We start from the raw sequence: 24,984 nt of genomic DNA, 5'->3' as shown, positions 1-24,984 counted from the left end.
AAGTGGCGGCCGTAACCGCGCTCACCGGGCTCCGCTCGGCCGCAACACTTTCAGCCTAGTACTCCAGCCGTAGATCGTGATCACGAGTTGAGTCGTCGTGGTAGTGGCCATGGGGGCTCACCAGTCATTACGGGGGAAGGCTTACTGCCCGCCGAGTCGGAGTACAGCAACCATGTACAGGCTCCCGGACACCGTCAGAAGCAGAAAGGAGAGAATCGTGTGAACGACGAGCGCTCGCCTTGGGGCAAGGCCGAGATGTGCCCGGGCCGCATGGCTCACGCGGGGCCTGGGGACACCTCGCGCCGCGTTCGCGTCCGCCTTCTCGATCGCTCGGCGCAGCTTCCTGCGGCTTCTCTCGGTCGTGATACCCAGGCGCACACCGTGGGCGTCGCGCACCGACAGGGTCCGGTACGCGCTGCCGTACGAAAAGGTCGTCAGCAGCCGGACGGTGGTGATCCGGTCGAGGTCGACGGACCGTTCGCCGGTCAAGGTGTGCGCAGTCAGGTGCGACGATGAGTGCCGGAACGGGGCTCGCTCCTCGCACAGTGCCGGTAGCAGGACGGAGCTGGCGATCACGGACAGCAGGCCGAGCGCGATCGGTGCGCCTTCGGGGACTACCCCCGCCCTGGCCAGCCCGTAGCCGCCGAAAGGTAGCAGAAGGACCGTCACCGCCAGGCCCGAACTCATGCGTGCACGCGCCACGCTGCGGGTTGTGGTTGCTTCCACTGGCACCCCCGTTTCTGTCGGCAGACATCAGCATGCATGCGTGGCGGGCCTCTGCGCATTGCCGGTGTCCGGCAATCTTCGGCTCGGGATCCATCGGGTCCAGGCTCCAGTACCAGCAGGACTCCGTGATCTCGTCGTTCGTCGCGGAACAGGATCGCCACCGAGTGATCTTGATGAGGTGTGTGGACTCTTCAAGACAGTGCGGTGGCCGCGAGCCACAGCGTAGATCCTGCCCGCTGACAGGAGGCGTTCGAGGCCCTGATGGGCCAGATAGCGGGCCGCTTCGAGCGGGTTGAACCCAGGCGCCGGGTACGGGACTTGGTGCTGGGACTGCTATCGGACCTGCCGCGCGAGAACTGCTGGTCGATCGCCGAGTGGGCCGGGGAGGCGAGTCCGGACGGCATGCAGCACCTGCCCGGCCGGGCCAGGTGGGATGCCGACCGCGTGCGTGAGTGCGTGCTGGAGCATCTGGGCGACGAGAATGCGGTGCTGGTGGTCGACGAGACCGGGGACGTGAAAATGGGCACGCACACCGTCGGTGTCCAGCGCCAGTACACCGGCACCGCCGGGAGGATCGAAAACGCGCAGGTCGCCGTCTACCTCGTCTACGCGGGCCGCCGCGGGCGCGCGGCGGTGGACCGCGAGCTGTACGTACCACGCTCGTGGACCCCCCCCGGACCGCTGCCGGGCCGCCGGACTCGGCGACCAAACCGTCTTCGCCACCAAACCGGAGCTGGCTGTCCGCATGATCGGTCGGTTCCTGGACGCCGGGCACCGCGTGAGCTGGGTCGCAGGCGACGAGGTCTACGGCGGCAACCCGAAGCTGCGGGCCGCGCTGGAAGCGCGCGGGGTCGGCTACGTGCTTGCCGTCGCGTCTGATCGATCACGCTCGCTCCACCAACGCAGGCCCCGGTTCTCCCATGCTCTGACGCGCACAGCCAGCCGAAGGGAGCGGTATCCGGCATCGGATGGAGTCAACCATGTGCCGAGAGTGCACACCGTGCAGCACGTACACCCCGGCCCCGTCCCGGAAGCGCACCGCCGGTCCGTCACGCGAAGGCGCCGGCCCAGCTGGGCCTGGGCTGGGGCCGTCCCGGCCTGGCGAATACCCGTCAGCAGATCGTGGATCTCTTCACCGGGCAGCTGGGATACCGGCCTGTGTCCGATCTCGGTCTCAATCGCAGGGCGGCAACGAACTCCTCGCCGCGATGGCACGGCTGAAGGGCCAAGGCGGCCGAACAGCGTCGTACTGGGCCGTACTCGGCTGATTGGCCAACGAAGCGAGGTGCCGTGCCGGGCGTCGCGAGCATCGGAGGTCTTCGACCTGTGATCATGGAGCGTTCGTTGAAGGTGATCGACGAGGAGCTCCAGGTCACACGGCGATGTGTCGTCGCCGTGTGACGCTCGTGGGAACGCGCTGTAGGTGATGTGGTGAACTGGTTGGCCTCGCTGCCGACGGTGGTCTTGGTTGTGGGCTGGCTCTTCCTTGCCCTACTGGTCGCGGCCGTGGCGCGGGTCGGCGTCCGGGCGCTCGTACCGGTCGGGGAACAGGATCGGGTGCACCAGATCGCCATGCCCCTGATGCCTACACTCGGCGCTGCCTTCGCGATCTTTGCGGCACTCTCACTGGCCAGCGAGGCCGGCTACCTGCGCGCAGCAGAGGGGTTGGTGAGCGACGAGGCGGCCGCAGCCTCCCGCTTGGCGTGGTCGGCGACAAGTCCGCGAGTCCAGCCGGAGCCGATCCATTCGGCACTGTTGGACTACCTGCAGGCCACGCGTGCCAGGGAATGGAAGGGTGCGGCAGCGGCGTCCGGTGACGACCCGGCCACCGCTCGCGCGATCGCACGGCTGGAGCGGAGCGTGCGTGCCGAGGCGGCCCGGCCCGAGCTGGGAACCCCAGCGGGCACGGAGCTGCTGGTTTCCCTGGACAGCGTCACCAGTAGTCGTCGCGCGCGCATCGCGGCTGCCTCGCGCGAAGCACCCGCGCTCTACGTCGTCACGCTTATGGCCGCCGGACTGGCTTTGATCGTGAACGCAGGCGCACTCATCTTCCGCAGCAGCCTGCGAACGTCACTGCTCGTCCTGGGCGTTGCGAGTGTGGTCGGGCTGAGCCTGGCGTTGTTCTTCGCACTCACCGCGCCCTGGAGTGGACCGTTCACCGTGAGTGGGCATCCACTCGACGTCGTCATCGGGGACCTGAAGTCCGGCTTCTTCGAAGGCGGGTCCTAGGAGTGTCCTGGGGATCTTGGAATCGCGCCCGGCTTGCACCGGTTCATGGCGATTGACATTTACTGGCAATCCGGGGCGAGTCGGGCGGTCGGAGCAAGATCTTCACCGGTCTTCTAGGCGGCGGACGCGATCAGTGCGCCGACGGCGAAGCTCGTTCGCGGCCCGGACGGCGCCCCACGACCATCTCCAAGATCGACCCTTGGAGGCAGCCTGCCGGGCAACGGACGGCGGATCAATTACCAGGTCAACCATCCGAGCCGAGCCACTGGCTAGAAGTCCAACCCCGCGCGACAGCATCGGCAGATGGCGTTCGTACAGCGCCGCCAGGTTCTCCTTGCCGTCGCCCTCGACCCAGTGCCGTACGAGCGTGGTGAACACGGCGATGAGGGCGGCGGCGCACTTGACCTCAAGGTCTGCCGCGTTCCGCCCGGTGCGCTCGGCGGTGATCGCGGCAATGGCTTTCTCGCTGCGCTCCTGCTCGGCCACCGAGCGGGCCTGGAGCGCGGGGTCCGCGAAGGTGATCCGGCTGCGCAGCAGCAGTTCCTCGCGGTCGTGATCCAGCGTCTCGCCCATCGGGCCGCTGAGGCAGTTCACAATCGCGTCCACGATGGGCCTGGCGCAAATCCACGCACAGCGACACCGAGGGGAGCGCATGCGTCGAGGTCGCCGCCTGCCCCACCTCCGTCCATGTCCGGGACTCGAAGCTCGCCGCGAGTCCCGGGCTGACGGTCCGCGCCGACGCCTGGTCGGCATTCATCGGCTTCGCCGCTGGTCGGCCCGGAGCTTGAGCTCCGAGTCCCGAGCTCTTCACCAAGGTTTGGGTGGTGGGGTGTGAACCACCCACCCATCCAGCTTCCCTCGCACGCCAGCAAATATGACTTATTGTGATCGACTTGCATCGGAAAGTAGTCGCGCTCTAGCGTTCGCGTCAGCAAGCAAACGACCCCGGCGGTGCTACCAACACCAACCGGGGTCTGACCTACGGATCGAATGGACTCTTCGATCGTGGCTGACATCGACTCTAGCCCTGCCCTCCCCGCTTCCGCCCACCCCATGGCCAATCCCGGCTACGGAAAGCGGCTCGCTCCCGACCAATCCCCGCCCACCGCAGGCGACTTCGCACACCTGCCCAAGAGGGAGGCGTCGGTTGCCGCGTTCATCGACCGCCTGCCCGAGGGCTCGGCCATGGGACACAAGGTGCTCGCCGGGGAACTCGAGTACGGCCAGCAGGCCTGCCTCAGCGCCTTCAGGAATCTCACGGACGCCGGTCATCTGCGTCATATCAAGGAGCACTTGACGCTGGGGGACTCCTCGATGCGCTGGGTCACCAGGACGTACTGGTCCCGTACGCCGCGGGACGAGGAGTGGTGGGACGAGTTCGTCCGCAGCATTCACGGCGTGGACGTCACCGTGCACCGGCGCGCGGGCGGACTCGCCCGCGTGTGCGAACCGGAACGTACTTCCGTCCCTGACCCCGAGCCCCAGCCCGAGCGCTCGGACGCGTACAACCTCCTGGCCGGCCTCGGGCGTACCGAGCCGCGCATGACTCTGTCCGCCGCCGAGTGCGCAGCGCTCGAACCGCTGGCCGCCGAGTGGCTGGCGCGCGGGGCGACCCCCGATCACCTCACCCGCACGCTGACCGCCGGGCTGCCGCACCCGCTGCACAGTCCCGGCGCGATCGCCCGTACCCGACTGGAGAACAAGATGCCTCCCGAGTCGACCCCCGTCCGTGGCCGTGTCACCCGCGTCGTGATGCTCTGCTCCGTCTGCGAGGCGCCCGAGACGACGACGCAGCTCATCCGAGGGTTGTGCCTCGACTGCCGTGAGGACATGAAGGCGGACGTGGAGCAGGTCGCCTGGCTCGGGGTGACGGCGGCCAAGGCGCTGAAGGCGCGGGAGGAGCGGAAGACCGGCGGTCCGGTCGCCGACACCTTCCGATCGGTCCCCATCCAGGATCGCGTGGACTACGCCTTCCGAGCCGACCAGGCCAGGATCGCGGCGGGAATCGCACCTAGGCGGCTTGCGTGAGCATTGCGTATTACAGTTGGAATATGGCGGAGAAGGTGAAGTTCAGCGTGAGTTTGGACGTCGAGCTCGGCAAGGCGCTCAGGGAGTACGCCGAAGCGGGGGATGAGCAGATTTCCGCCGTGGTCAGCCAGGCATTGGCGGACTTCCTGGACCGGAGGCGGGCCATCCGCGAGGGGCGTGAGGCCATGGTGGAGTACCAGGAGGCGCATGGCATGTTCACTGAAGAGGAGCAAGCTGCCGCCCGCGCCCGCGTGGCCGACCTTATGGGCTGGGAAGAGGGGCAGGCCCGTTCCGCATGAGTTACGTCGTGTATGACGCAGGCGCCCTTATCGCCGCGGTGAAGAACGACCGGCGCTTCCTTGCCCAGCACGACGCGTTTCTTGCCTCGGATGTCAGGCCGATCGTCCCGGCCGGGGTCCTTGCGCAGTGCTGGGACGAGCGGCCCAGGGCGGCCGTGCTGCACCGGGTGCTGCGCCCTTGCCTCGTACTGCCGCTCACCGAGCCGCTCGCGAAGGCGGCGGCAGCGCTCGTCCAGAAGAACGGCAGCTCGGATGTGGTCGACGCGAGTGTGGTGCTGGCCTCCATGGCGTACGAGGACGCGCCGATCCTCACCGACGACCTCGGCGACATCCGGGCACTGACCGAATGCGCCAACCGCAAGCACATCAAGGTCGAGCGCCCGTGAGGTCGGCAGTGCAGCCTGCGATGGCCGAGGGCGATGGCGTGTCCCGTTCAGCGGTATCTCCGCGTGCCCGCGTGCCGCGCCCGCGGAGCGGGTTCACTGTCGATCCATGAGAGGTCGCAGGAAGCCGGCCGGTCCGCCTGGCGGGCGTGGTCATCAGCGCGTGGGATGGGTGAGTCTGGAGCAGAGGAGGCGGGAGGCCGCACGGCGTCTGAAGGAGAGCGAGGCGAGCAGGCTGTGGAGCCGGCTCACCGCGGTCGACTTCTTCGGCAACGCGTTCCAGTTGGCCGCGCTCTCGATCCTGTGTTTCTTTCCCTTCCTCATCGTCATCACCGCCGCGGCCGGTGAGAACGCCGCGGTGGTGCTCGTCGGCTGGCTGGGACTGAACGAGGAGGCGGCACGGGCCGTGGCGACCCTCTTCAAACCCGGCCAGATCTCGGGCACGCTCACCCTGCCGAGTGCCTTCCTGATGATCCTTGGGGCCCTGGCTGTCGCCGGCACCCTGCAGACCTGGTACCGAAGGGTGTTCGACGTCCCGGGCCGGGGGTGGCGGGATGTCGCCGCCCAGGGCTACTGGGTCGCGGCACTGCTCGCCTACGGCGCCGCGCAGGCGGCGGGCGGGCGAGCGCTCGGCACGGTCGGGGGAGTGGTGCTCCAGGGCCTGTTCGGCTTCGTCCTGGCGATGTGCTTCTGGTGGGGGAGCATGAGGGTGCTGCTCGCGGGTGATGTGCGGTGGCGCGCCCTCTTTCCCCCGGCGCTGGCCACGGGTGTGTGCTGGGTGGGCCTGGGCGCGTTCTCCGCCCGCTACTTCTCCGCGGCGATCGTGGCCAACGAGGCGAGCTACGGCCCCATCGGCGTCGTGATGATCATCCTTTCCTGGCTGGTGGCGGTGGGGGTGGTCGTCCACCTCGGATCGGTCGTCGGCTGCATGTACCTCGAACGCCGAGCCCGGAAGGGTCCCACGGACGGCACCGACTCCCACCGCCGCCCGTCGGACGGCTGACCCGGCGGGTCAGAGCGCCTGGGCCGCCGGCTTGACCATGCCGCGGACCGTGCGGGACTTGACGAAGCCGCCCATGGCCGTCATCTCCCACTCACCCGAGAACTGCTTGACGAGCTTGGCCATCATCACGCCCGTCTGCGGCTCGGCGTTCGTCAGGTCGAAGCGGACCAGCTCCTCGCCCGTAGCGGCGTCGATCAGGCGGCAGTACGCCTTGGCGACATCGGTGAACTTCTGGCCGGAGAAGGAGTTGACGGTGAAGACCAGGCCGGTGGCCTCGGCGGGAAGGCGGCCGAGGTCGACGACGATGACCTCGTCGTCGCCGCCGCCCTCGCCGGTGAGGTTGTCGCCGGAGTGCTTGACGGCGCCGCCCAGGATGGAGAGCTTGCCGAAGTAGCAGCTGTCGAGGTGGTTGCGCTGCGGGCCGTAGGCGATGACGGAGGCATCGAGGTCGATGTCCTTGCCGCGGAACGCGGGCTCCCAGCCGAGGCCCATCTTGACCTTGGAGAGCAGCGGGCGGCCGCCCTTGACCAGGGAGACGGTCTGGTTCTTCTGGAGGTTCACCCGGCCCTTGTCGAGGTTGATCTTGCCGGTGGGCGCGGGTGCAGGCGCGGCGGGGGCCGGAGCGGGAGAGGCCGGGACCACCGGGGGAGCGGCCGCGACAGGCGGCGCGACAGGCGGGGCGGCGGGTGTGGCGGCGGGTGCGGCGGGCTCCTCCACCGTCACGCCGAAGTCCGTCGCGATGCCGGCCAGCCCGTTGGCGTACCCCTGGCCGACCGCGCGGGCCTTCCAGACGCCGTTGCGCAGATAGACCTCCATGACCACCAGCGCCGTCTCGGTCCCCAGCTGCGGCGGGGTGAAGGTGGCGATGACGCTGCCGTCGTCGGCGTTGCGCACGGTCGCGGTCGGCTCGACGCCCTGGAAGGTCTGGCCTGCCGCGTCCGGGCTGGCGGTGACCACGATCTTCTCGATGCCGGCCGGGACCGCGGTCGTGTCCACCAGGATCGCGTCCGGAGCGGTGCCACCGCCGGAGCGGTAGGTGACACCGGGGCCGTTCGGCTGGTTGTAGAAGATGAAGTCGTCGTCGGAGCGCACCTTGCCGTCGGCGGTGAGCAGCAGGCCCGAAACGTCCAGCCGCACCGGGGCGGCGACGTCCACCGACACACGGACGGTGGGGAGCGGGATGTTCGAGCCAGGCGTCATAGCGGTCATGCCCGGTCTAACGACCGATGGCGTACTGCCGTTCCCTGACCAGCATGAGTGCGGTGAGCAGCCCCGCCGCGCCGAGCGTCACCAGCAGCACCCGGTGGTCCACCACCGCGATCAGGCCCGCCCCGAGGGTCAGTGCCACCGCGTTCGGTACGAAGACCAGGGTGTTGGCGGTCGCCGCAGTACGCCCCAGGACGGCGTCCGGGGTTTCGCGCTGCACCGCGGTCATCGCGGCGATCAGCGCACAGGGCAGCCCGAGCCCGATCGCGGCGCTGCACGCGAGCGCCACCGGGTCTTACGGGAGCGCGCGCAGTGCGACGCCGGCCGCGAACAGGGCGATCCCGGCGGCGGCGAAGGTACGCTCCGGCAGCCGCCGCATCAGCGGCCCCGCCAGCAGGCCCGCCGCCACCGAGCCCGCGCCCTGTACCGCGTAGAGCACGCCCACATAGGTGGGGGAGTGGCCCAGCCCCTTGTCGGCGACCGCGTAGACGGCCGCGCCGTTGAGCCCGGCGAGCAGCATGGTGGCCCCGCCGGCGAGGACCAGGGGCCGCAGCACGGGGGAGTTCCACAGGGTGCGGGCGCCCTCGGCGAATCCGCGCTCGGACGCGTCCGGGACGGGCGTGCTCTCCCGTACGCGGCCACCTTCTTGCGACATCACATGGCCCCGGGTGGCACCGGGTGGCACCGCTTGGTGTCATCCGGTGCCGCCCGGTGCCATTCCACGCTCCCAAAAGCACATGAGCACGCATGGCACCACAATGGCTCAGGTTGACCCCTTCATGTTTCCCCAGTTCAGGGCGGTCACTCCTCAGAACTCCTCAGACCGCCCCAGATGATGTGCCACCCGGGCTTGCGTGGGGCGCCATAGTGGTGCCACCATGGCGTTATGGACCTCACCCCGTATATCGACACCCTCCGCCGCGAACTCGCGGTCGCCGCCGAAGCCGGCGGCGACGAAGCCCGCGAGCTGGCCGAGCGGCTCACCGCTCCTCTGGAGTCGGCGACCCGTCTGACCATGCTCAATGTGCTCTCCGCCGCGATGGACGAGATCACCTGCGAGCTCGCCCCCGGCTCGGTCGATGTACGGCTGCGCGGGCTGGACCCCGACTTCGTGGTGACACCGCCGCCCGCCGGCGGCGGCGCCCCCGCAGAGCCGGCCGCGCCCGTCGAACCGTTCAAGACCCCGGCCCCGGCCGACGGCGACGAGGGCGGCACCGCCCGCGTCAATCTGCGTCTGCCGGCCCACCTCAAGGCGCGTGCCGAGGAGGCCGCGAGCCGCGAGGGCCTGTCGGTCAACGCGTGGCTGGTGCGCGCCGTGTCGGCCGCGGTCGACGGTGGCACCCGGCCGCGTACGACGGAGAAGACCCGCACCATCGGACAGAGCTTCACGGGTTGGGTGCGCTAGCCGCGCCCGCGCCCGCGCCCGCGCCCGCACCACTCACCCACACCACGTCCCACCAGTGGGGACGGCCCTATGACTCATGAGGACGGGACAGCCATGCCTTCTTTCGACACTCCCGAAGCGATCTCGGTCACCGCGCGCGTGGAGGCCGGTTCCATCCAGTTCACCGCGGGCGACCGCCTCGACACCGTCGTCGATGTGCGGCCCCGCGACCCGAAGAAGGACCTGGACGTGCGGACGGCCGAGCAGACCGAGGTCACGTACGCGAGCGGCGTACTGACCGTCAGGACGCCCAAGCCCAATCTGTTCGGCCGCACCGGCGCCGTCGACGTGACGGTCGAACTGCCCACGGGCTCGCGCATCGACATGACCGGTGCCTGGGTCCAGGTGCTCGGCGAGGGCCGACTCGGCGAGGTCCGCGTGAAGACCTCGTCCGGCGACGTCCGCCTCGACACGACCGGCCCGCTGAAGCTGACCGCTTCGCACGGCTCGATCACCGTGGACCGGGTCGAGGGCACGGCCGAGATCACCACCAGCTCCGGCAGCCTGCGCGTCGGCCTCGTCGACGGCCCCGCCGTCCTGAAGAACTCGCACGGCACCACGACCGTCGGCGCCGCGACCGGCGAGCTGCGGGTGAGCGGAGCCAACGGCGACATCGAGATCCGGCGCGCCGAGGACTCGGTCACCGCCACCACCGCTCACGGCGCCCTGCGCGTGGGTGAAGTTGCCTGCGGCACCGTCCAGTTGGAGACCTCCTACGGCGCTATCGAGGTCGGCGTCCGTGAGGGCGCGGCCGCCTGGCTCGACGTCAGCTCGGGCTCCGGCCAGGTGCGCAACGCGCTCACCGCGTCCGAGACCCCGGAGAAGACCGAGGGCACCGTCGAGGTCCGCGCCCGCACCCGGTACGGGAACATCGACATCCGCCGCGCCAAGGCCTGAGCGTCACTCTAGCGTCTGGTCACAGGCCGCGGTCTCTGTTCCAGCGGTTGACGTGAGCGGCGTAAAAGACGTTGCCGATACCTGCGGTGAACATCAACAGCCAGCAGTGAACCCAGAACGACTGGTGTCGGCGCCTGAGTTGGCCCGCACCGCCGATGGCCGCCGAAGCCGACGCCACAGCGGATGAGCTGTTGTTGATGATGATGGTCGGAGGCTGCCCGTATGGCTGGGCAGGCGGCTGGTCAGGTGCGGTGGTCATGTCGGTCCCTTGGTGTGCTTGGTGTGCAAGGTGCGGGACTGCACCGTAGAGGCATATACGGGATCACCAGGGCGGAATGCATTGGACTCCTACGAACGGGGCAGCGCTCGACAATGTGCATGCAGCGCACTCCCGGCGCAGCCGAAGCCGTCAGCGGTCCCCGGCTGAGCGGATGCCGGCCTCCAGAGCCGCCTGGGATGATCGAGCTCGATCTACGGTCGGCCGCGCGGCGGGTCGCCGTGCTGCTGAAGCAAGGCACAGGGCTTGGACGGTGAACACGGGCGCTCTCCGGGGCAGGTGCCCGCCGACTGGCGTGGTCTGCTGCCCAAGTTGCTGGACAAGCTGGGGGCAAGCCTGGCTCAGCCCGGAGGCGTGGGAGGGCGAGACCGGGGCTGGCGGGGTCACCCTGTCAGGGGCGGTGGCCCTGAACGAACTCGTCCTCCACGGCTGGGACCTGGCCCGTGCGACGAGTCAGGAGTACGCCTCCGACGAGGCGAGCCTGGAGGCCTGCCGCGCCCTGCTGGCCCAGTTCGGCGACAGGCGGCAGGGACCGTTCGGCCCGGTCGTCCCGGTTCCGGAGGGCGCGCCGCTGCTGGACCGGGTGATCGGCCTCAGCGGCCGGGATCCGTCCTGGTCGCCGACGCAGTGAGTTGTGAGCCGACGAGAGGTTCGGCCCCTCGCCGGCCGCGCGGCTGTCAGCGGTCGCGAACGAACGCGACGAACGTGGTCCACGCACTGCCGCCGATCACGACCACGGGGCCGTGCGGGGCGGTCTTGCTGTCGCGGACGGGGACGGCGGAGGCGAAGCCGTCGGCGACTTCGAGGCACTCGCCGCCGTCGTCGTTGCTGTGGCTGGACTTGCGCCAGCGAGCCGTGGTCAGGTCGAGCTTTGTGGTGAGCATCTGGCGTGGTCCTCCATCGCCGATCGGATCAGCGCCTCGGACTCCCGGGGCGGCAGGGCAAGCGACCTGAGCCGATCGTATTTGTGCCAGCGTGCGGTAACGATCCCCGGCTCCTCCAGGACCGTACCGACGCCGTCGCCCTCCACGTAGGCGATCCGTGTGCCGTCGGCCAGGACCAGTAGCGTTTGCGCCCCGCCGGAGAATCCGTACTCCCCGAGCTCGAACGGCAGGATCTGGATCAGTACGCGACCGACGCCCAACACCTTCAGCAGTGCGGCAAGTTGTGCACGCATGACTGCGGGTCCGCCGACCCGGCGGCGCAGCACCGCCTCGTCCAGGATCACCGTCATACGCGGCGGGTTCGCTTCCGACAGCCGTAGCTGGCGGCTGAGGCGAGCCGTCACCCGCGCGTCGATCGTCTCGTCCGGAGCCTGGGGATCGGCCGCTCGCATCCGGGCCCGTGCGTACGCCTCGGTCTGGAGCAGCCCGGAGACGGTGTGGCTTCCGTAGTGCAGGATCTCGACCGCTTCCGCCTCCAGCTCCATCAGGGATCTAGCGAGGGGACCTGCGCCTTCAGGCGTGGGGGGAATCGCTTCTCTGGGCTGCTCTGGCATCAACGTCTCCCACGGGTCAGCACTGTTGACCTGAACCACGAAACTGGATTACTAGACACGTCGCATGTGTATATTGATCGCATGGCTGTGACCAGGAAGGTTCGCCAGTTCTCCGGTGGCGTGTTCGATCTCGGGCTGCACGTGGTGTGGTGCCCGAAGTACCGCCGTCCGGTCCTTGGCGGCCGGGTCGCGGAACGCCTGGATGAACTGATCCGGCAGAAGGCCGACGAACGTGGGTGGGAGATCATCGCCCTTGAGGTCATGCCCGACCACGTGCACCTGTTCGTCAAGCACGACCCGAAGTCGTCAGCCTCATACGTCGCCAATCAGTTCAAGGGCTTCACCTCCCGCATCCTCCGCTCCGAGTTCCCGCACCTGAAGTCGCGGATGCCCACCCTGTGGTCGTCGTCGTACTTCGCCGCCTCGGCCGGCGCGGTCAGCGCGGCCACGGTGGAGAAGTACATCAACACGCAATGGGAACGCCCGGAGAAGAAGGACAAGGAGGCACGCTCGTGATACGCGCCTGCAAGTTCCTTCTGCGCCCCACTGTCCGCCAGGCGCAGGCGCTCGCCGAGATGCTGCGGGACCACTGCTCGCTCTACAACGGCGCCTTGCAGGAACGCCGGGATGCCTACCGGCACGCCTTGAAGACGAGCATCACGTACGGTGAGCAGTCTGCGCAGCTCAAGGAGATCCGGGCGTTCGATCCCGAGCGTCAGGGCCGCTGGTCCTTCTCCAGCCAGCAGGCCACCTTGCGCCGGCTGGACAAGGCGATGCAGGCTTTCTTCCGCCGCGTCAAGGCCGGGCAGACGCCTGGATACCCCAGGTTCAAGGGCGTCGGGCACTTCGACACCGTGGTGTTCCCGAAGGACGGCGACGGCTGCCGCTGGGACTCCGCCCCGCGCGACACCCAGACCCGCGTACGCCTGCAGGGCGTCGGGCACATCCGCGTGCACCAGCACCGGCGTGTGAAGGGCCGTGTGAAGACGATCAGCATCAAGCGGGAAGGCCGCCGCTGGTACGTGATCCTTGCCTGCGACGAGGTTCCTGCCGAGCCACTTGCGGCCACCGGGGCGATCGTCGGCATCGACATGGGAGTGACGCACTTCCTCACCACCAGCGACGGCACGCACGTGGAGAACCCGCGCTTCCTCGAAGCGTCTGCCGATGCCCTGGCCGAAGCACAGCGACACCTCGCCACGTTCCCCAAGCGCACCAAGCGCCGGACAAAGAAGCATCGGGCAGCAGCGCGGGCGGTTGCCAAGCTGCACGCCAAGATCCGGCGGCAGCGGCTCGACCACCACCACAAGGCCGTGAACGAGCTGATCCGTGACCACGACGTGATCGCCCACGAGCGGCTGAACACAGCGGGCATGACCAAGGCACCCGCACCCAAGCCCGATCCCGACAGCGACGGCACGTTCCTTCCGAACGGGGCCGCTGCGAAAGCGGGCTTGAACCGCAGCATCCTCGATGCGGGTTGGGGGCTGTTCTTCGGAATCCTGGCGAACAAGGCTGAGAGCGCCGGTCGCCGCGTGATCCCGGTGGACGCCCGCAACACCTCCCGCACCTGCCCCGAATGCGGGCACGTCGCGAAAGAGAACCGCGTCACCCAAGCGAAGTTCCAGTGCACCGCGTGCGGCTTCACCGCGAACGCAGACCACGTCGGCGCACTGAACGTCCTCAGCAGGGCCGGGCTGGTCCTCTGTGACGCTGCTTAGCCAGCGACGCAGGAAGCCCGCGACTTTAGTCGTGGGTGGAGTCACATAGCGGCGGTACTTGTCCGGATGCACCTCGTTGCGGGCCAGGGCGTACAGCCGCCCGAACAGCCCACCCGTGTCGAAGACCGTGTCCAGCCGCTGCGACAGCTCCGGCGGGATGGACCGCTGGGCCGTCTCGATGTTGGACAAGTGCGTCTTGCTGTACGTCAGGATCTCGGCGAGCCGGGAGAGGGAGAGGCCCGCCTGCTCCCGGCATCTGAGCAGCTCGGCACCGTAGAGATGCCGGGCGGAACGGCCCGGGGTGAGATCGCGCGGCTGGGCCATGAGCTCGGAACCCCCTTGTTCTCAGGCTGCGTTGAAAACGCGTTGCCGCTACCCAGCGTAGCTGTGTGACCGCGAAGATGTGTGTGAACGTGGCAACCTGAGACAGGAGGTACCTCTCATGACGAACAACGCATACGACCCCGCACGCGGATGGCGGCTCGACCGGATCCCCGGGCGGCGCATCCGCCGCATCCAGAGCCCGCACGAGTCGGCCCCGGCGGCCCTGGAGCTCCCGCTGTGGATCGTCCGTGACGGCGAACACCACGCCGACGGCCGGCTCTGCATGAGCCTGGCCGAGGCGGAACAGCTCCACGCGGAACTGTCCCTGGCCCTCGCGGACGACACGACCGCGGGAAGACCGGCCTGCCGGTGAGAGGGGGTCGTGTTCAGACGGCCCCGCGCGGCTTCAGCCGGGGGAACCCTGCGCGGGCCTGATCGGGGTTCCCGGCCAGTCGCCGGATTGAGATCATGTGACACGCGATGAAACAAGTGGGGGGTCGCGGTGCATGGCCCGGCGTCTGCCGGCGGATCCGCAGGTGACCTGTGCTGTGCTGGAGCACCGGGACCGTTGGGTCCTGGCAACAGGACTCGCTCCCGCTCGGTCTTTGAGAGACGGTGGACGCTGTGGACCTCGGTGAGCTGCAGAAGCGGGCGATCCGTATTCATGATCTGTACGACGAGCTGAACCGGCTTGAGCGCGGCCGGGGGTGGACACGGGAGGAGTTCATGCTTGGCTTCGCGGGGGATGTTGGTGATCTGGCGAAGCTCGTCATGGCTGAGGAGGGCGCTCGGGAGATGCCGGGCGGACGAGCGGCGCTGGAGCATGAGCTCGCGGACTGTCTGTGGTCGGTGCTCATTCTTGCGTACCGTTACAACATTGATCTCGATGACGCCTTCTCCCGCACAATGGCAGAGCTCGAATCGGCGATCAGCGCTCGGCTTGCGAAGAACGGGTCATCGGCCTGATCACGGTGGCCTCGCCGCTGCGCGCGGCCCTCATGCTCGACCGCCTTGGGTTCGCACCCTGGTATTGCCGTCCTGCTCGGCTTCGAGCCAGCCCAGCCGTGCCGCCTGGAAGCCCAGTTGCATGCGATTGTGCACCTTCGCGACGTCCATCAGGTGCCGGATCCGGCGCTGCACCGTCCGTAGGGAGGTGCGCAGTTGGGTGGCGATCGCCTGGTCGGTGAGGCCGGTCAGCGACAGGCTGAGGATTTGTGCGTCCAGATCATCGATGGCGGGCGCGTTCTGCAAGGTACCTGCGGAAGTGACGAATTGCGTTGCTTTCTCCCATTCGGACTCGAACAGTGCTATCAGCGCGTCGAGCAGGCTGCTCTCGTGCACGAGCAGGGCTACCGCCTGTGCGGCACTCGTCGAACCGAGGAGTGGAACCATGGCCAACTCGCGGTCCACGATGAAGAGTTTCAGCGGCACCGTGTCGGCGATCCGGACCTCCTCTCCTGCGGCTTGCGCCTGGGCGATCTCGTCGAACGACGGGGCTCCCTCGTCGAGTATCGCGCGTTCGAGTAGCATGCGGTAACGGACGCCGCGCGCGATGGCCGTGTCCTCGGTCATGTTGTCGGCCGAGAAGACCGGCGCCCTGACGAAGTTCATGACTTCTTTCCGTGCGCCGAGTTGTATGTGTCCGAGGCGCTCGCGGATGGCATCGGTGCCGTGGATCACGTCGGCGACCTCCGCGACACCGCGTCCGAGGGAGGCCGCGCGGTAGATTTCGTCGAGGGAGTCGAGCTCGAGTTCCGCCAGTTTGATCTCGTTCTGTCGCTGGAGCAGGAGCGCCCGCAGTGCCGCCGCCGGTGGGGAGGCGACGAACCGAGTGGTGTCGCCGGCGCTGCGCGCGGCGAGCCCCCGGCCTTCGAGCATGCCGAGGATGCGCACCACCCGGCGGGCGTCGCAGCCGACGAGTTCGGTGAGTTCAGCGGGAGTGGCGGAGGCTACCGAGACCAGGGTGCGGTAGGTGTCCGCCTCTTCGGGGGTGAGTCCCAGCACATCTGACAACATGATGTTCCTCTGCCTGTCTGTCGGTACTTCGACCTGGCGCGTCCCTGCCGCATTCGGCGAGGGCTGTGCCGAAAACGTGAGAGACGGCCGGGGCGAAACTCATGTCTCGCCCCGGCCGTGACCCCTCAGGTCGGTTTACCGCTTCAGCGGTTCACCTCAGCGCAGTCGGTACGCCTTGGGAATGGTCTGCTTGACGGTGTTGCCCGCACTGTCGGTCGCGGTGATCCGCAGTGCGACTCCTTCCGGAGCGTCGTCACGCTTCGGCTGCTCGATGCGGGCGGTGAAGGTGTTCTTCCCGTCGGCCTGGGTGCTCGCCGGCTTCCAGGTCTTGCCGCCGTCGAAGCTGGCCTCCGCCCGCAACTCGGTCACGGTCGGCGGTGTGCTGAGCCGATCCTGGTAGTAGCCGGTGACGGTGATCGGGTGGCTCCCGCCGGCCTTGGCGGTGTTGTCCAGGTCCAGGCCCAGGTCGTACCGCAGGAAGATGAGCGGCTCCGGACGGCACGGACCGGTTTCCCTGAGAACGACGTCCGCGACGCACGGCTGCGACGTCGGCGTGTCGGGCTTGGCCGGCCGGTCGGACGTGTACTCCCACGCGGTCTTGACCCCGTTGGTCTCCGCCTGGAACGTGTAGCGGGCTGATTCCGCAGGCAGGTCGTACGAGATGACGTCGGCCTTGCACCCCACCAGCGCGAGCATCGCTACGGCTGCCGACGCCGCCAGGTTCACCTTCCGGCGCCGCCTCGATGGCTCGGCCGCGTTCATCGGAGCAGTCTCCTTTCTCATTTCGGTCATCACCGCCCGCTCCTCGACATCAGGTCCGACGCGTTGCCGGGCTCGCCGAGCTGGATGATGAACTCGACCGGGTTGAGCTTCTGCTCGAGCTCCTGGCCGGCGTCGTCGAAGAGGCTTACCTTGCAGGCGGGGGGCGCACAGGAATCGATCCCGTAGACCAAATTGGGGATACCCTCGTCGTTGACCATGCCCATCATGGCCTGGCGAGCGCCACCGTTGCCGGTCAGGTACAGGGTGGGCCAGAAGCGGTCGCCCTCCCGGCAGCCGGCGCACGGCAGGCCGGTGTCGGCGGTGAAGCCCGACTTGGTGCGGACCTGGGGCACCGCGCCGGGAAGCGACGGACCCGTGTTCCAGTCGATCGTGTTCTTCTTGCCGAGCGCCAGGTCCTGAGTTTCGCCCAGGCCCCCCCCCACGTGCCACGGACGGCGCGATGTAGGTCCTGACGGACATCTCGAAGCGGTCGATCGCTTCGGCGTTCCGCGGCCCGACCAACGTGGTGAACTGCCGCTGACTGTCCGGCTTGGGCAGCAGGCTTTCCTCTGTCACCGGGCCGGACTTCGTGATCCGGTTCCAGCTGAAGTGGGGAATCGCGCCGGGCTGGTCGGAGTGGAAGCGGTGATCGACGCGGTCGAGATCCTGGGACTGGACCTGGTACGGCAGGTTGCCGGGAACCCGACCGGGGGAGTCGAAGGCCAGAGCGTAGGCCTTGGACACTTCGCGGTTGCCGCCGAGTTCGATCTGGACGCCGGACTTCGCTCCGCCCTCGATCTGCTTGATCAGCGTGGCGGCCTGGGCCGGGGGTACGGTCACGATCGGCAGCGCTGCGTACGGGTCGACCGGCGGGCAGCTGTCGGGACCGTTTACGCACTTGTACTGCCGGGACGACTCGTACTTCAGCAGGGCGACCCGATCGGTTTCGCCGGTCACCAGCACCCCGACCGCGCCCGCGGCGGCAGCCGCCGCCACTCGCGTGCGCAGTGCGGTGAAGTCGCAGGTCTTCCCACAGATGTCGGTCGGCTTCAGCAGCACCAGCGCACCCTTGGCATCGACCTTGGCGAGTTCCTCGGCCGAGCCGGTGCCCGCGTAGACGACGGGCTTCTTCCCGGTGGCGGGCAGTCGGGGAATCGTCGACCGCACGAGGGTGCTTACGGGCTTCCCGTCCTCCGTCCACCTCTGGTTTCCGCCGTTGATGGTGGTGTCCGGTGTCGCGTAACGGGCGTCCAGGTCGAACTTGTCGCCGTTCCCCGTGACCTTCATCGTCACTGACGGCGGTACCAGGACATGCCGGCTGAAGAAGTCGAGCGTGCCGAGGCTGACCTCACCGGTGGTCGGCAGTGCCCACCACTTCGGCTCGCCGGGACCGTATTCGGTGGACAACGACGCCGTGATCGCCCAGTCTCCGTCCACGGAGGTCCGCTGGGTCTTGAATTTTGCCGCGTATGTCTCGGTCGGCTCCGGGGTGTTCACACGGATGGGCTTGGCCTTCCGAAGGTCCAGCTCCACCGTGGTCGCCCCGGTGACCTCCACCTCCGGCACCATCGGTGCGACCATGTTCAGGTCGCCGGCCGCGTCCCGCCACGTCACCCCGAGGGACGCCGTGACAGTGCCGCTGAAAACCCGTGCCTTGACCGTCTCGCCGCCCGGTACCGTCAGCGGCTTTTCGTACAGGCCCAGCTTGTCCTCGTCGACCGGGACGATCAGCACGCTGCCGTACGAGACATCGGTGGCGCCGGCCGGAGGAATGACCTTGATGTTCAGGTCGTGGCGGATCGGCTCCACATAGGTCGAGATCCGCGATGATCCGAGCACTGCCCCCGCGCTGTCCTTGGCGGTCAGGACGCCGGTGTATGCGCCGTACTGCCCGGAACTGTCCACCACCCTGCCGTCCATGGTCACCGTCACATCGGCCGAGCCCTTGGCGGGCACGGTGACCTGGTCGGCGCTGAGCGTGAACAGCCCCTCCGGTGCGGGCTTGCCCGCATGGGAAGCCGAGGCGGAGAGCGTAAGAGTGATCGGCTCGTCGGTCCAGTTGGTGTAGGTGACCTTCTTGGACACCGGCGAGTGCGGGTATTCGGCTCGGCCGAAGTTCAGGTTTCCGTCGGAGATGATCTTCGGATCGACCGCGCGGGCCACGTCCACCCGGCCGGCGCCCTGCGCGAACAGGTCGTGCCCGAGGTCCTTGGAGGTCGCCATCAGCAGCGACTTGATCTGCCGCCCGGTGAAGTCCGGGTGCTGCTGGGCGACGATCGCCGCGGCACCGGCCACATGGGGCGAGGCCATGGAGGTGCCGCTGGCGGCCGTGTAGAGCTCGTCCACGGGCTTGCCCATGCCGGTGCCCTTGGCCCGGGCCGCGACGATGGCGACGCCCGGCGCCGAGATGTCCGGCTTGAGCGCGCCGTCCCCGACGCGGGGTCCGCGGCTGGAGAAGCGGGCCATCTGGTCACTCTTGTCCACGGCCGCGACCGTCAGCGCCTCGTCGGCGGCACCTGGCGCCCCGACCGTCTCGGCATCCGGGCCGGCGTTGCCCGCGGAGATGACGAACAGGGTGCCGTAGGTGCGGCTGAGCGTGTTGACCGTTTGGCTCAGGATGTCCTTTCCGTCGGAGGGCGCGCCGCCGAGGCTCATGTTCACCACGTCGGCACCGGACTTGGCGGCCCACTCCATGCCGGCGATGACCGCGGAGCCGGTGCACGAGCCGTCCGGACCGCAGACTCTGCCGATGGAGAGCTTCGCACCGGGCGCCACACCGCGGCGCAGCCCGTTGGAGGCCTGTCCGGTGCCGGCGATCGTGGACGCCACATGGGTACCGTGTCCGTGTTGGTCCACCGTACCGCTCGGGCTGTTGGTGAAGTCGACCGCCTCGGCGATCCGGCCGGCGAGATCGGGGTGGGTGGCATCGACGCCACTGTCCAGCACCGTGACCTTCACGTTCGAACCGTCAAAGCCGCGTTCCCAGGCAGCGGGCGCGCCGATCTGCGGTACGGACTGGTCGAGCTCCAGATGCGTCAGCTCGTCCAGCCAGACCTTCCCCACCCCGGCCAGCGGGCCGGTCGCCAGGGAGGTGACGGCGGACTTGCCGGTGTTCTTCTTCCGCACCTCTCGCCACCACTGGCCGTTGCCCTTGATGCTCATCGAGCGGGCGTTGATGCTCGGCAGGACGGTCTTGGCGGTCGTACCGGCAGCGGTCGCCGCTGTCCGGGCACCGGTCTTTCCGCTGTACGCGGTGATCACCGGGACTTCACCGGTTCTGCCCTCAGCTGCCCAATCGGCCAGCTTGGCGAGGTTGAAGAGCTCCCAGTCCAGCACGTCGGCAGTGAGCAGCGACAACGCGTCGTCCGGTACGACGTAGACCTGGTCGTTCCTGGTGACGGTGTGAAAGAGAACCGACTCGTTCCCGGGCCGCGTCGCGGGCACGATCTCACGGACGACCGGCTTGCGGTCCTCGGTGATGCTGATCTGCACCTTGTCGCCGGTCACCAGCGTCAGCGACAGGTCCGCCTGATTTCTGGCGGCAGCCTTGAGAAGGCTGTCGCTGACCGAAGCCGGCAGGTTCAGGGAAGTAAGGGAAGACGGAGTTGGGTTGGAGGCATTCGCCGCGGTGCTCGACATGACCGTCCCGAGGACGGTCATGGCGGCAGCCGCGGTGGCCAGCCGTCGCCCGAAACGCCTCATCGCGAGGCCTCCTGAGATGTCGTTCTTTCGGGTTCGCCGTGAAAATGGCGCGGGGGATGCATGAGCGTCTCCAACTCATCGTGAAGAAGAAGTTCTTGTTGCATTCGGCAGATACTTTCGGGCTCTTCACGAACCGAGGCAACCGATCGGCAGTGGCGGATTTCTTCCATGTCGTAAACCCGCCACGACATTCGGTCGGACGACCGGCGGAGGAACGCCAAAGTACTGGTGGGTAGGGGAAACCGCCGGCGCCGCGTTCGGGAATGTGGAGCTGCGCCGATGATGCGGTGTATCAAGCGGGCTGGTGCGGACGTCAGAACTCTCGGATATGTCCGGTCTTTTCGAGAATGCTCTCGATTTCGGCAATACGGAGACCGGCAAGGTATTTGATTGCCAATACAACGGGTATGCCCCTGGCACAAGGGCGTTCCTTGTGCCAGGGGTGCGGTCGGGAAAGGGCTGCCGTGAGGGTCAGCGAATGGCGTAGGCCTTGATCAGGGTCTGCTCGATCTTGCTGCCGTTGGTGTCCTGTGCCTTGACGCGCAGGGACACGTGGCCCGAATCAGGGTTGCTCACGGACACCTTGTAGCTGCCGTCGCTCTTGCTCTTGACCTTCGCGGGCTGCCAGGTGGCACCGTCGTCGGAGGACGCCTCCACCTCGACCCCGTCGATGTCCGGGGTGGCGCCGTTCTGGAGGACGAACGCCAGGTCGAAGTGGTAGGTGTTGCCGCCCTGGGTGGTGTTCTGCGCATCCAGGCCCAGGCCGTACCTCGGCCAGAGCAGCGCCAGGTCCTCCTCGCCGTTCGCCGGCCGGGCGGACTTGAACGTCCACGCGGTGCTGGTCTTGGTGGACAGCGGGAACCACGCCGGGTGCTCGGTGTCCATGGTGATCCGGTAGGTCGCCGGGTCGGGGCTGACCGACAGCATCCACAGTGCGCGCGTCGTCTCGGCGAGGCGCTTCCCGTCCTGGTACACCCGCACCGTCGCCTTGTCGGCCTCTGCGCCGAACCAGCCGAAGTGCTCCGGTTCGCTGTCACCCATCTCCGGCACGATGAGGGTCATGTCGTCGCCCTCGCGGACCGCGCTGGTGTTCGCCGGTCCGGCCGGGCCGTTCGCCGCGCCCAGCCAGGTCTCCTCGCGCCGTTCGCCCGGGCTGTAGGTGCGGAGTACGTCATCCATGCGGCGGAGGATGTTGGGGGGGGTCCGGGAAGACCGCGTGGGACCACCGCATGTCCTTCAGGGTCGGCCACTTGCTGCCGGTGGAGAACCACTCCTCCCGGTCCAGCGGCCCGTCGACGAATTCCACCACCTGGATGATGAGGCGCTCCCTCGGGCGGACCACCGATGTGGTCTCGCCGAGTCTGGCACCCTTGGTGCCGCGGTAGTGGGCCTTCACCACGGCCGAGTTCTCCTCGGTGACCGCGTCGGTGGGGTCGGCCGGAATTCCACCGGGAACCATCTGTGCGATGTTGTACACATACGGGCTGCTGGCGATGCCGCGCAGGTTGACCTGCGTGGGACCGCCGGCCATCCGGTCGAAGAGGACCGTGCCTTCGTCCCGGTTGAGGGTCCAGGCCGGGATGGCCGTGCGGGCGGCGAACGGGACACTGGCGTTGAAGGTACCCGGCTGGTCGCCGACGATGATCACTGCCTTCGCGCCGGCCTCGGCCACGGCGGTGATCTGGTCGGCAGTCGTCCGGGTGGCATCGTTGGTGACGACCGCGAGCTTGCCGGCGAGGTCCTTGCCGGCCAGGTCCTCGGGCCGTCCCTTGCCGGCGTCGACCGCCCGGAGCGTGCTGGGGCCGTCCAACCGGGCCGCATTGAACACCAGCTCGAGCGGGAGCGCGCCGCCCTGCCCGGCGATGGACGCCCGGATCGCCGGGGCGTACCTGCGCTGCTGGAAGTGGAACTCGAATGTGCCGAGCTTCACCGGCTCGGTGGGCACCACGTAGGCGTGGTCCCAGATCGGGCTGAACATGAACTTCATGAAGTCGATCCCGTAATTGCCGGGGAGCTGCTGGCGGTACCCGAGCTTGTAGCCGTTCGGCTCCGACTCCTTGGGCGTCGCGACCTTCACCTCCTTGCCCAGCCGGGCATCGAGCGTGATCGTCTTGTCCGCCTTCAGCTCCACCATGGGATCGCCGGCGAGGGTACCGTTCAGGATCTCGACTCCGGCCTTGTCCCGCGTGTAGACGACACCCATGACCGAGTAGCGTCCCAGCGGCACTGCGACGGTCGTCGTTCCGTCCTGGAGGTAGGGCTGGATGACCTCGTCCTGGTCCAGGTCGAACACGGTCACGTCGGCGTTCTGCGCCGGGTTTCCGTTCCGGTCGATCGCGTTGACGGTGAGGTCGACGGTGGGCACCCCCTTCGTCGCGCCGACGGTGGTGTGGATCGCGGTGCCGTCGGCCGCGGTGGCGGTGACGACACCCGTGTAGTCGCCCAGGGCGCAGAGTTCGGGGTGGTAGGTCACCGTCACGCTCGCGGTGGAGTTCGCCGGGACCGTCACGCTGGTCGCGCTGAGCGTGAACGTGCCGTCCGGTGCGGGCCCGGTCTCCCCGGAGGCGGCCAGGCGGAGCGACAGCGTGGTGTCCGTTGCGGAGGTGTTGACGTAGCTGACCGTCTTGGTGCCCGGCGCGCTCTCGGCCGTCGACTTGCCCATGCTGACGACGGCGGGGCTGGAGTAGACGGTGGCGTCGATCGCCTTGGGCACGTCGACCCGGCCGCCGCCCTGCTGGTAGGCGGTGTACGCGCCCTGCTTGGCGGTGCTGACCAGCACCTGCTTGAGCCGGTCGGCGGTCCAGTCGGGGTGGCGCTGGGCGAGGATCGCCGCGGCGCCGGCCACGTGCGGGGTGGCCATCGAGGTGCCGTTGGCCGAGGTGTAGTTGCCGTCGACGGGGGCGCCCATCGTGGTTCCGGCGGCGCGCGCGGCGACGATGCCCACGCCCGGTGCGGTGATCTCCGGCTTGACCGCGAAGTCACGCTTGCGCGGGCCACGGCTGGAGAAGCCCGCGAGCAGCTCCGACTTGGACACCGCGCCCACAGTCAGCGCGGCGTCGGCAGCACCCGGCGAACCCACGGTCGACTTGCCCGAGCCCTCGTTGCCGGCCGCGATGACGAACAGCGCGCCGGAGGACGCGGTGAGCTGGTTGACGGCCTGGCTCAGCGGGTCGGTGCCGTCACTGGCGACCGACGAACCCAGGCTCATGCTGACGACGTCCGCACCCTGGTCCACCGCCCATTCCATGGCGGCGATGACCCCCGACTCGGGTCCGACTCCGGCACTGTTGAGGACCTTGCCGATGTACAGGTCGGCGCCCGGCGCCACACCCTTGTACTTGCCGCCCGACGCGGCACCCGAGCCGGCGATGGTCGAGGCGACATGCGTGCCGTGGCCGTGGTGGTCGACCGCGTCGGGGTCGTCGGTGAAGTTCTGCGTCTTCTTCACCTGCCCCACCACATCAGGGTGGTTGGGGTCGATACCGGTGTCGAGGACGGCCACCTTGGTGCCGGTGCCGTCGTAGCCGGCCTTCCACGCGGTCGGTGCGCCGATCTGCGGCACACTCCGGTCCAGCGTCACGTTCACCGGCCGGTCGAGCCAGAGCTTCTTGATGCCGCCGGCGAGCTTCGGTGCGCTCGTCGTGGCGGTGCTGTCGTCGTCGACCGCCTCCCAGAAGGTCGCCGCCTTCTTCTTGCTCGCGTGCAGCGCGACCGCGTTGGCGCTGGGCAGCTCGTCCTTCTTCACCGAGCCGGCCGGCGCGGCCTGGCCGAGCGCCTTGCCGGCCTTGCCGGGCGCGCCCGCGTAGGTCGCGATCAGGGGTACGGCGGGGCGGTGTGCGTCGTCGTAGCCGTACTCGACGAGCTTGGTGACGTTGAACAGCTCGCGGTCGAGCTCGTTCGCGGCGAGGTAGGGCTGAGCCTTGTCAGGGATGACATAGAGCTCATCGCGCAGCCGCAAGGTGGAGAACGCCGCCGGGGTGCCGTCAGGCGTGGGCGCGACCGTTGCCGCCTGGAAGCCGTTGGCGTGGCGTTCCAGGGTCACCACTTCGCCGGTGACGAGGGTGAGCTTGTGTGTGGCGACAACCGGGCCGTCCTGCCGTGGCTGGGCAGCCTCAGCGACCGACTCGGCCGGTGTTGCCGCGGCGGCGGCCGGCAGGGTGACGAGCGTGCCGGCCACACAGGCCGCGGTGAGAACCCCCAGGGCCGTGCGCACTGGACGGCGGGTCAGCCGGTAGGCTATGGGGGTGGTTGAGCGGGCTGGGAGTTCGGTCGGCCCAGCCGGTCGTGACTGTTTCATCAAGGCGTTGACATTCTCTGAAGGGGAATGAAGGCGCGCGGAACCACGCCGTCGCGTGGATGCGGCGCCGCGTCGTATATGCGTTGTATATGCGTCATATGTGGTGTGTGGTTGTGCTGCTCTTTCCTGTGTGAGCGGTGAGCAGCACCAGGACGGTGGACCGCGCGCCGTG

At 68.4% G+C, this 24,984-nt stretch carries 21 protein-coding genes and 5 pseudogenes; 14 read left to right on the top strand and 12 right to left on the bottom strand.

Translation table 11 applies throughout. The features are described from left to right. Window positions 1-141: 141 nt before the first annotated feature. A complete protein-coding gene (locus ABD858_RS07165) occupies window positions 142-702 on the bottom strand; it encodes an HAD family hydrolase (protein ID WP_345035305.1) in 561 nt (186 codons plus the stop codon). A 285-nt stretch (window positions 703-987) separates the two neighbouring features. On the opposite strand from ABD858_RS07165, the pseudogene ABD858_RS07160 reads away from it, so the two are divergent. Together ABD858_RS07160 and ABD858_RS07155 are read left to right on the top strand one after the other, a co-directional pair. Further along, window positions 988-2,056 (top strand): annotated as a pseudogene (locus tag ABD858_RS07160) (IS701 family transposase). A 101-nt stretch (window positions 2,057-2,157) separates the two neighbouring features. Next, a complete protein-coding gene (locus tag ABD858_RS07155; RefSeq protein WP_345035304.1) occupies window positions 2,158-2,955 on the top strand; it encodes a bestrophin-like domain in 798 nt (265 codons plus the stop codon). Window positions 2,956-3,057: 102 nt separating this feature from the next. On the opposite strand, the gene ABD858_RS07150 is transcribed toward ABD858_RS07155, so the two are convergent. Next, a complete protein-coding gene (locus tag ABD858_RS07150; RefSeq protein WP_345035303.1) occupies window positions 3,058-3,561 on the bottom strand; it encodes an acyl-CoA-like ligand-binding transcription factor in 504 nt (167 codons plus the stop codon). 17 nt (window positions 3,562-3,578) lie between these two features. Between ABD858_RS07150 and ABD858_RS07145 the strand changes: the two are divergent. From ABD858_RS07145 to ABD858_RS07125, 5 genes and pseudogenes are all read left to right on the top strand, one after another. Then, window positions 3,579-3,743 (top strand): annotated as a pseudogene (locus tag ABD858_RS07145) (DUF397 domain-containing protein); the annotation flags it as partial. A gap of 217 nt (window positions 3,744-3,960) precedes the next feature. Beyond that, window positions 3,961-4,983, top strand: a complete 1,023-nt coding sequence (locus ABD858_RS07140; protein ID WP_345035302.1) for a hypothetical protein — start codon at window positions 3,961-3,963, stop codon at window positions 4,981-4,983. A 23-nt stretch (window positions 4,984-5,006) separates the two neighbouring features. Further along, entirely contained in the window at window positions 5,007-5,282 is a 276-nt protein-coding gene (locus tag ABD858_RS07135) for a hypothetical protein (RefSeq protein WP_345035301.1), read from the top strand. Beyond that, the gene (locus tag ABD858_RS07130; protein ID WP_345035300.1) at window positions 5,279-5,668 is read left to right on the top strand and encodes a twitching motility protein PilT; all 390 of its coding nucleotides are present in this window, start codon (window positions 5,279-5,281) and stop codon (window positions 5,666-5,668) included. The genes ABD858_RS07135 and ABD858_RS07130 overlap by 4 nt, the downstream gene beginning before the upstream one ends. 169 nt (window positions 5,669-5,837) lie before the next feature. Continuing rightward, window positions 5,838-6,668 (top strand): ribonuclease BN, encoded by an 831-nt coding sequence (locus tag ABD858_RS07125; RefSeq protein WP_345035299.1) that lies wholly within the window; start codon window positions 5,838-5,840, stop codon window positions 6,666-6,668. A 9-nt stretch (window positions 6,669-6,677) separates the two neighbouring features. Here ABD858_RS07125 and ABD858_RS07120 read toward each other — a convergent pair whose 3' ends face one another. Both ABD858_RS07120 and ABD858_RS07115 read right to left on the bottom strand, forming a co-directional pair. Continuing rightward, a complete protein-coding gene (locus tag ABD858_RS07120; protein ID WP_345035298.1) occupies window positions 6,678-7,877 on the bottom strand; it encodes a TerD family protein in 1,200 nt (399 codons plus the stop codon). 7 nt (window positions 7,878-7,884) lie between these two features. Further along, a pseudogene (locus ABD858_RS07115) lies at window positions 7,885-8,511 on the bottom strand (MFS transporter); the annotation flags it as partial. A 249-nt stretch (window positions 8,512-8,760) separates the two neighbouring features. On the opposite strand from ABD858_RS07115, the gene ABD858_RS07110 reads away from it, so the two are divergent. After that, window positions 8,761-9,279 (top strand): hypothetical protein, encoded by a 519-nt coding sequence (locus ABD858_RS07110; protein ID WP_345035296.1) that lies wholly within the window; start codon window positions 8,761-8,763, stop codon window positions 9,277-9,279. Window positions 9,280-9,372: 93 nt separating this feature from the next. Further along, on the top strand, window positions 9,373-10,215 hold the full coding sequence (locus ABD858_RS07105) for a DUF4097 family beta strand repeat-containing protein (protein WP_345035295.1): 843 nt from the start codon (window positions 9,373-9,375) through the stop codon (window positions 10,213-10,215). Window positions 10,216-10,234: 19 nt separating this feature from the next. Here ABD858_RS07105 and ABD858_RS07100 read toward each other — a convergent pair whose 3' ends face one another. Then, a complete protein-coding gene (locus tag ABD858_RS07100; RefSeq protein WP_345035294.1) occupies window positions 10,235-10,474 on the bottom strand; it encodes a hypothetical protein in 240 nt (79 codons plus the stop codon). A gap of 309 nt (window positions 10,475-10,783) precedes the next feature. Here ABD858_RS07100 and ABD858_RS07095 point away from each other — a divergent pair. Further along, window positions 10,784-11,123, top strand: a pseudogene (locus ABD858_RS07095) (TIGR03086 family metal-binding protein); the annotation flags it as partial. 46 nt (window positions 11,124-11,169) lie between these two features. On the opposite strand, the gene ABD858_RS07090 reads toward ABD858_RS07095, so the two are convergent. Both ABD858_RS07090 and ABD858_RS07085 read right to left on the bottom strand, forming a co-directional pair. Continuing rightward, window positions 11,170-11,376 (bottom strand): DUF397 domain-containing protein, encoded by a 207-nt coding sequence (locus ABD858_RS07090; RefSeq protein ID WP_345035292.1) that lies wholly within the window; start codon window positions 11,374-11,376, stop codon window positions 11,170-11,172. Next, a complete protein-coding gene (locus ABD858_RS07085; protein ID WP_345035291.1) occupies window positions 11,352-11,921 on the bottom strand; it encodes a DUF5753 domain-containing protein in 570 nt (189 codons plus the stop codon). The genes ABD858_RS07090 and ABD858_RS07085 overlap by 25 nt, the downstream gene beginning before the upstream one ends. 150 nt (window positions 11,922-12,071) lie before the next feature. Between ABD858_RS07085 and tnpA the strand changes: the two genes are divergently transcribed. Together tnpA and ABD858_RS07075 are read left to right on the top strand one after the other, a co-directional pair. After that, window positions 12,072-12,506 carry an IS200/IS605 family transposase gene (gene tnpA / locus ABD858_RS07080; RefSeq protein WP_345035290.1) on the top strand — a complete coding sequence of 145 codons (435 nt, stop codon included), beginning with the start codon at window positions 12,072-12,074 and terminating at the stop codon, window positions 12,504-12,506. Next, window positions 12,503-13,711 (top strand): RNA-guided endonuclease InsQ/TnpB family protein, encoded by a 1,209-nt coding sequence (locus ABD858_RS07075; protein WP_345035289.1) that lies wholly within the window; start codon window positions 12,503-12,505, stop codon window positions 13,709-13,711. Before tnpA ends, ABD858_RS07075 begins: the two co-directional genes overlap by 4 nt. 123 nt (window positions 13,712-13,834) lie before the next feature. Here ABD858_RS07075 and ABD858_RS36745 read toward each other — a convergent pair. Continuing rightward, window positions 13,835-14,035, bottom strand: a pseudogene (locus ABD858_RS36745) (helix-turn-helix domain-containing protein); the annotation flags it as partial. A 118-nt stretch (window positions 14,036-14,153) separates the two neighbouring features. Between ABD858_RS36745 and ABD858_RS07070 the strand changes: the two are divergent. Beyond that, window positions 14,154-14,408, top strand: coding sequence for a hypothetical protein (locus ABD858_RS07070; protein ID WP_345035287.1), 255 nt, complete (start codon window positions 14,154-14,156; stop codon window positions 14,406-14,408). Window positions 14,409-14,659: 251 nt separating this feature from the next. Beyond that, entirely contained in the window at window positions 14,660-15,001 is a 342-nt protein-coding gene (locus ABD858_RS07065) for a MazG nucleotide pyrophosphohydrolase domain-containing protein (protein ID WP_345035286.1), read from the top strand. A gap of 30 nt (window positions 15,002-15,031) precedes the next feature. Here ABD858_RS07065 and ABD858_RS07060 read toward each other — a convergent pair whose 3' ends face one another. The 4 genes from ABD858_RS07060 to ABD858_RS07045 form a co-directional block, all read right to left on the bottom strand. After that, window positions 15,032-16,051 carry a helix-turn-helix domain-containing protein gene (locus ABD858_RS07060; RefSeq protein WP_345035284.1) on the bottom strand — a complete coding sequence of 340 codons (1,020 nt, stop codon included), beginning with the start codon at window positions 16,049-16,051 and terminating at the stop codon, window positions 15,032-15,034. Between the two features lie 156 nt (window positions 16,052-16,207). Continuing rightward, entirely contained in the window at window positions 16,208-20,515 is a 4,308-nt protein-coding gene (locus ABD858_RS07055) for a S8 family peptidase (RefSeq protein ID WP_345035283.1), read from the bottom strand. A gap of 471 nt (window positions 20,516-20,986) precedes the next feature. Beyond that, window positions 20,987-21,694 carry a hypothetical protein gene (locus tag ABD858_RS07050; RefSeq protein WP_345035281.1) on the bottom strand — a complete coding sequence of 236 codons (708 nt, stop codon included), beginning with the start codon at window positions 21,692-21,694 and terminating at the stop codon, window positions 20,987-20,989. Next, a complete protein-coding gene (locus ABD858_RS07045) occupies window positions 21,687-24,728 on the bottom strand; it encodes a S8 family serine peptidase (RefSeq protein WP_345035280.1) in 3,042 nt (1,013 codons plus the stop codon). The genes ABD858_RS07050 and ABD858_RS07045 overlap by 8 nt, the downstream gene beginning before the upstream one ends. Window positions 24,729-24,984 lie beyond the last annotated feature (256 nt).

The sequence above is a fragment of the Streptomyces sannanensis genome (assembly GCF_039536205.1).
In the GTDB taxonomy this organism is placed as follows: Bacteria; Actinomycetota; Actinomycetes; order Streptomycetales; family Streptomycetaceae; genus Streptomyces; species Streptomyces sannanensis.
The sequence above is the reverse complement of the archived record's forward strand: the minus strand, read 5'-3'. Positions and strand labels throughout refer to the sequence as shown.

What these genes read in the sequence shown, in the direction of transcription:
- ABD858_RS07105 (WP_345035295.1), top strand. Translation starts at nt 9,373, where the DNA reads ATGCCTTCTTTCGACACTCCCGAAGCGATCTCGGTCACCGCGCGCGTG.
- ABD858_RS07100 (WP_345035294.1), bottom strand. Translation starts at nt 10,474, where the DNA reads ATGACCACCGCACCTGACCAGCCGCCTGCCCAGCCATACGGGCAGCCT.
- ABD858_RS07090 (WP_345035292.1), bottom strand. Translation starts at nt 11,376, where the DNA reads ATGCTCACCACAAAGCTCGACCTGACCACGGCTCGCTGGCGCAAGTCC.
- ABD858_RS07135 (WP_345035301.1), top strand. Translation starts at nt 5,007, where the DNA reads ATGGCGGAGAAGGTGAAGTTCAGCGTGAGTTTGGACGTCGAGCTCGGC.
- ABD858_RS07060 (WP_345035284.1), bottom strand. Translation starts at nt 16,051, where the DNA reads ATGTTGTCAGATGTGCTGGGACTCACCCCCGAAGAGGCGGACACCTAC.
- ABD858_RS07130 (WP_345035300.1), top strand. Translation starts at nt 5,279, where the DNA reads ATGAGTTACGTCGTGTATGACGCAGGCGCCCTTATCGCCGCGGTGAAG.
- ABD858_RS07110 (WP_345035296.1), top strand. Translation starts at nt 8,761, where the DNA reads ATGGACCTCACCCCGTATATCGACACCCTCCGCCGCGAACTCGCGGTC.
- ABD858_RS07070 (WP_345035287.1), top strand. Translation starts at nt 14,154, where the DNA reads ATGACGAACAACGCATACGACCCCGCACGCGGATGGCGGCTCGACCGG.
- ABD858_RS07055 (WP_345035283.1), bottom strand. Translation starts at nt 20,515, where the DNA reads ATGAGGCGTTTCGGGCGACGGCTGGCCACCGCGGCTGCCGCCATGACC.
- ABD858_RS07085 (WP_345035291.1), bottom strand. Translation starts at nt 11,921, where the DNA reads ATGGAGCTGGAGGCGGAAGCGGTCGAGATCCTGCACTACGGAAGCCAC.
- ABD858_RS07050 (WP_345035281.1), bottom strand. Translation starts at nt 21,694, where the DNA reads ATGGATGACGTACTCCGCACCTACAGCCCGGGCGAACGGCGCGAGGAG.
- ABD858_RS07120 (WP_345035298.1), bottom strand. Translation starts at nt 7,877, where the DNA reads ATGACCGCTATGACGCCTGGCTCGAACATCCCGCTCCCCACCGTCCGT.
- tnpA (WP_345035290.1), top strand. Translation starts at nt 12,072, where the DNA reads ATGGCTGTGACCAGGAAGGTTCGCCAGTTCTCCGGTGGCGTGTTCGAT.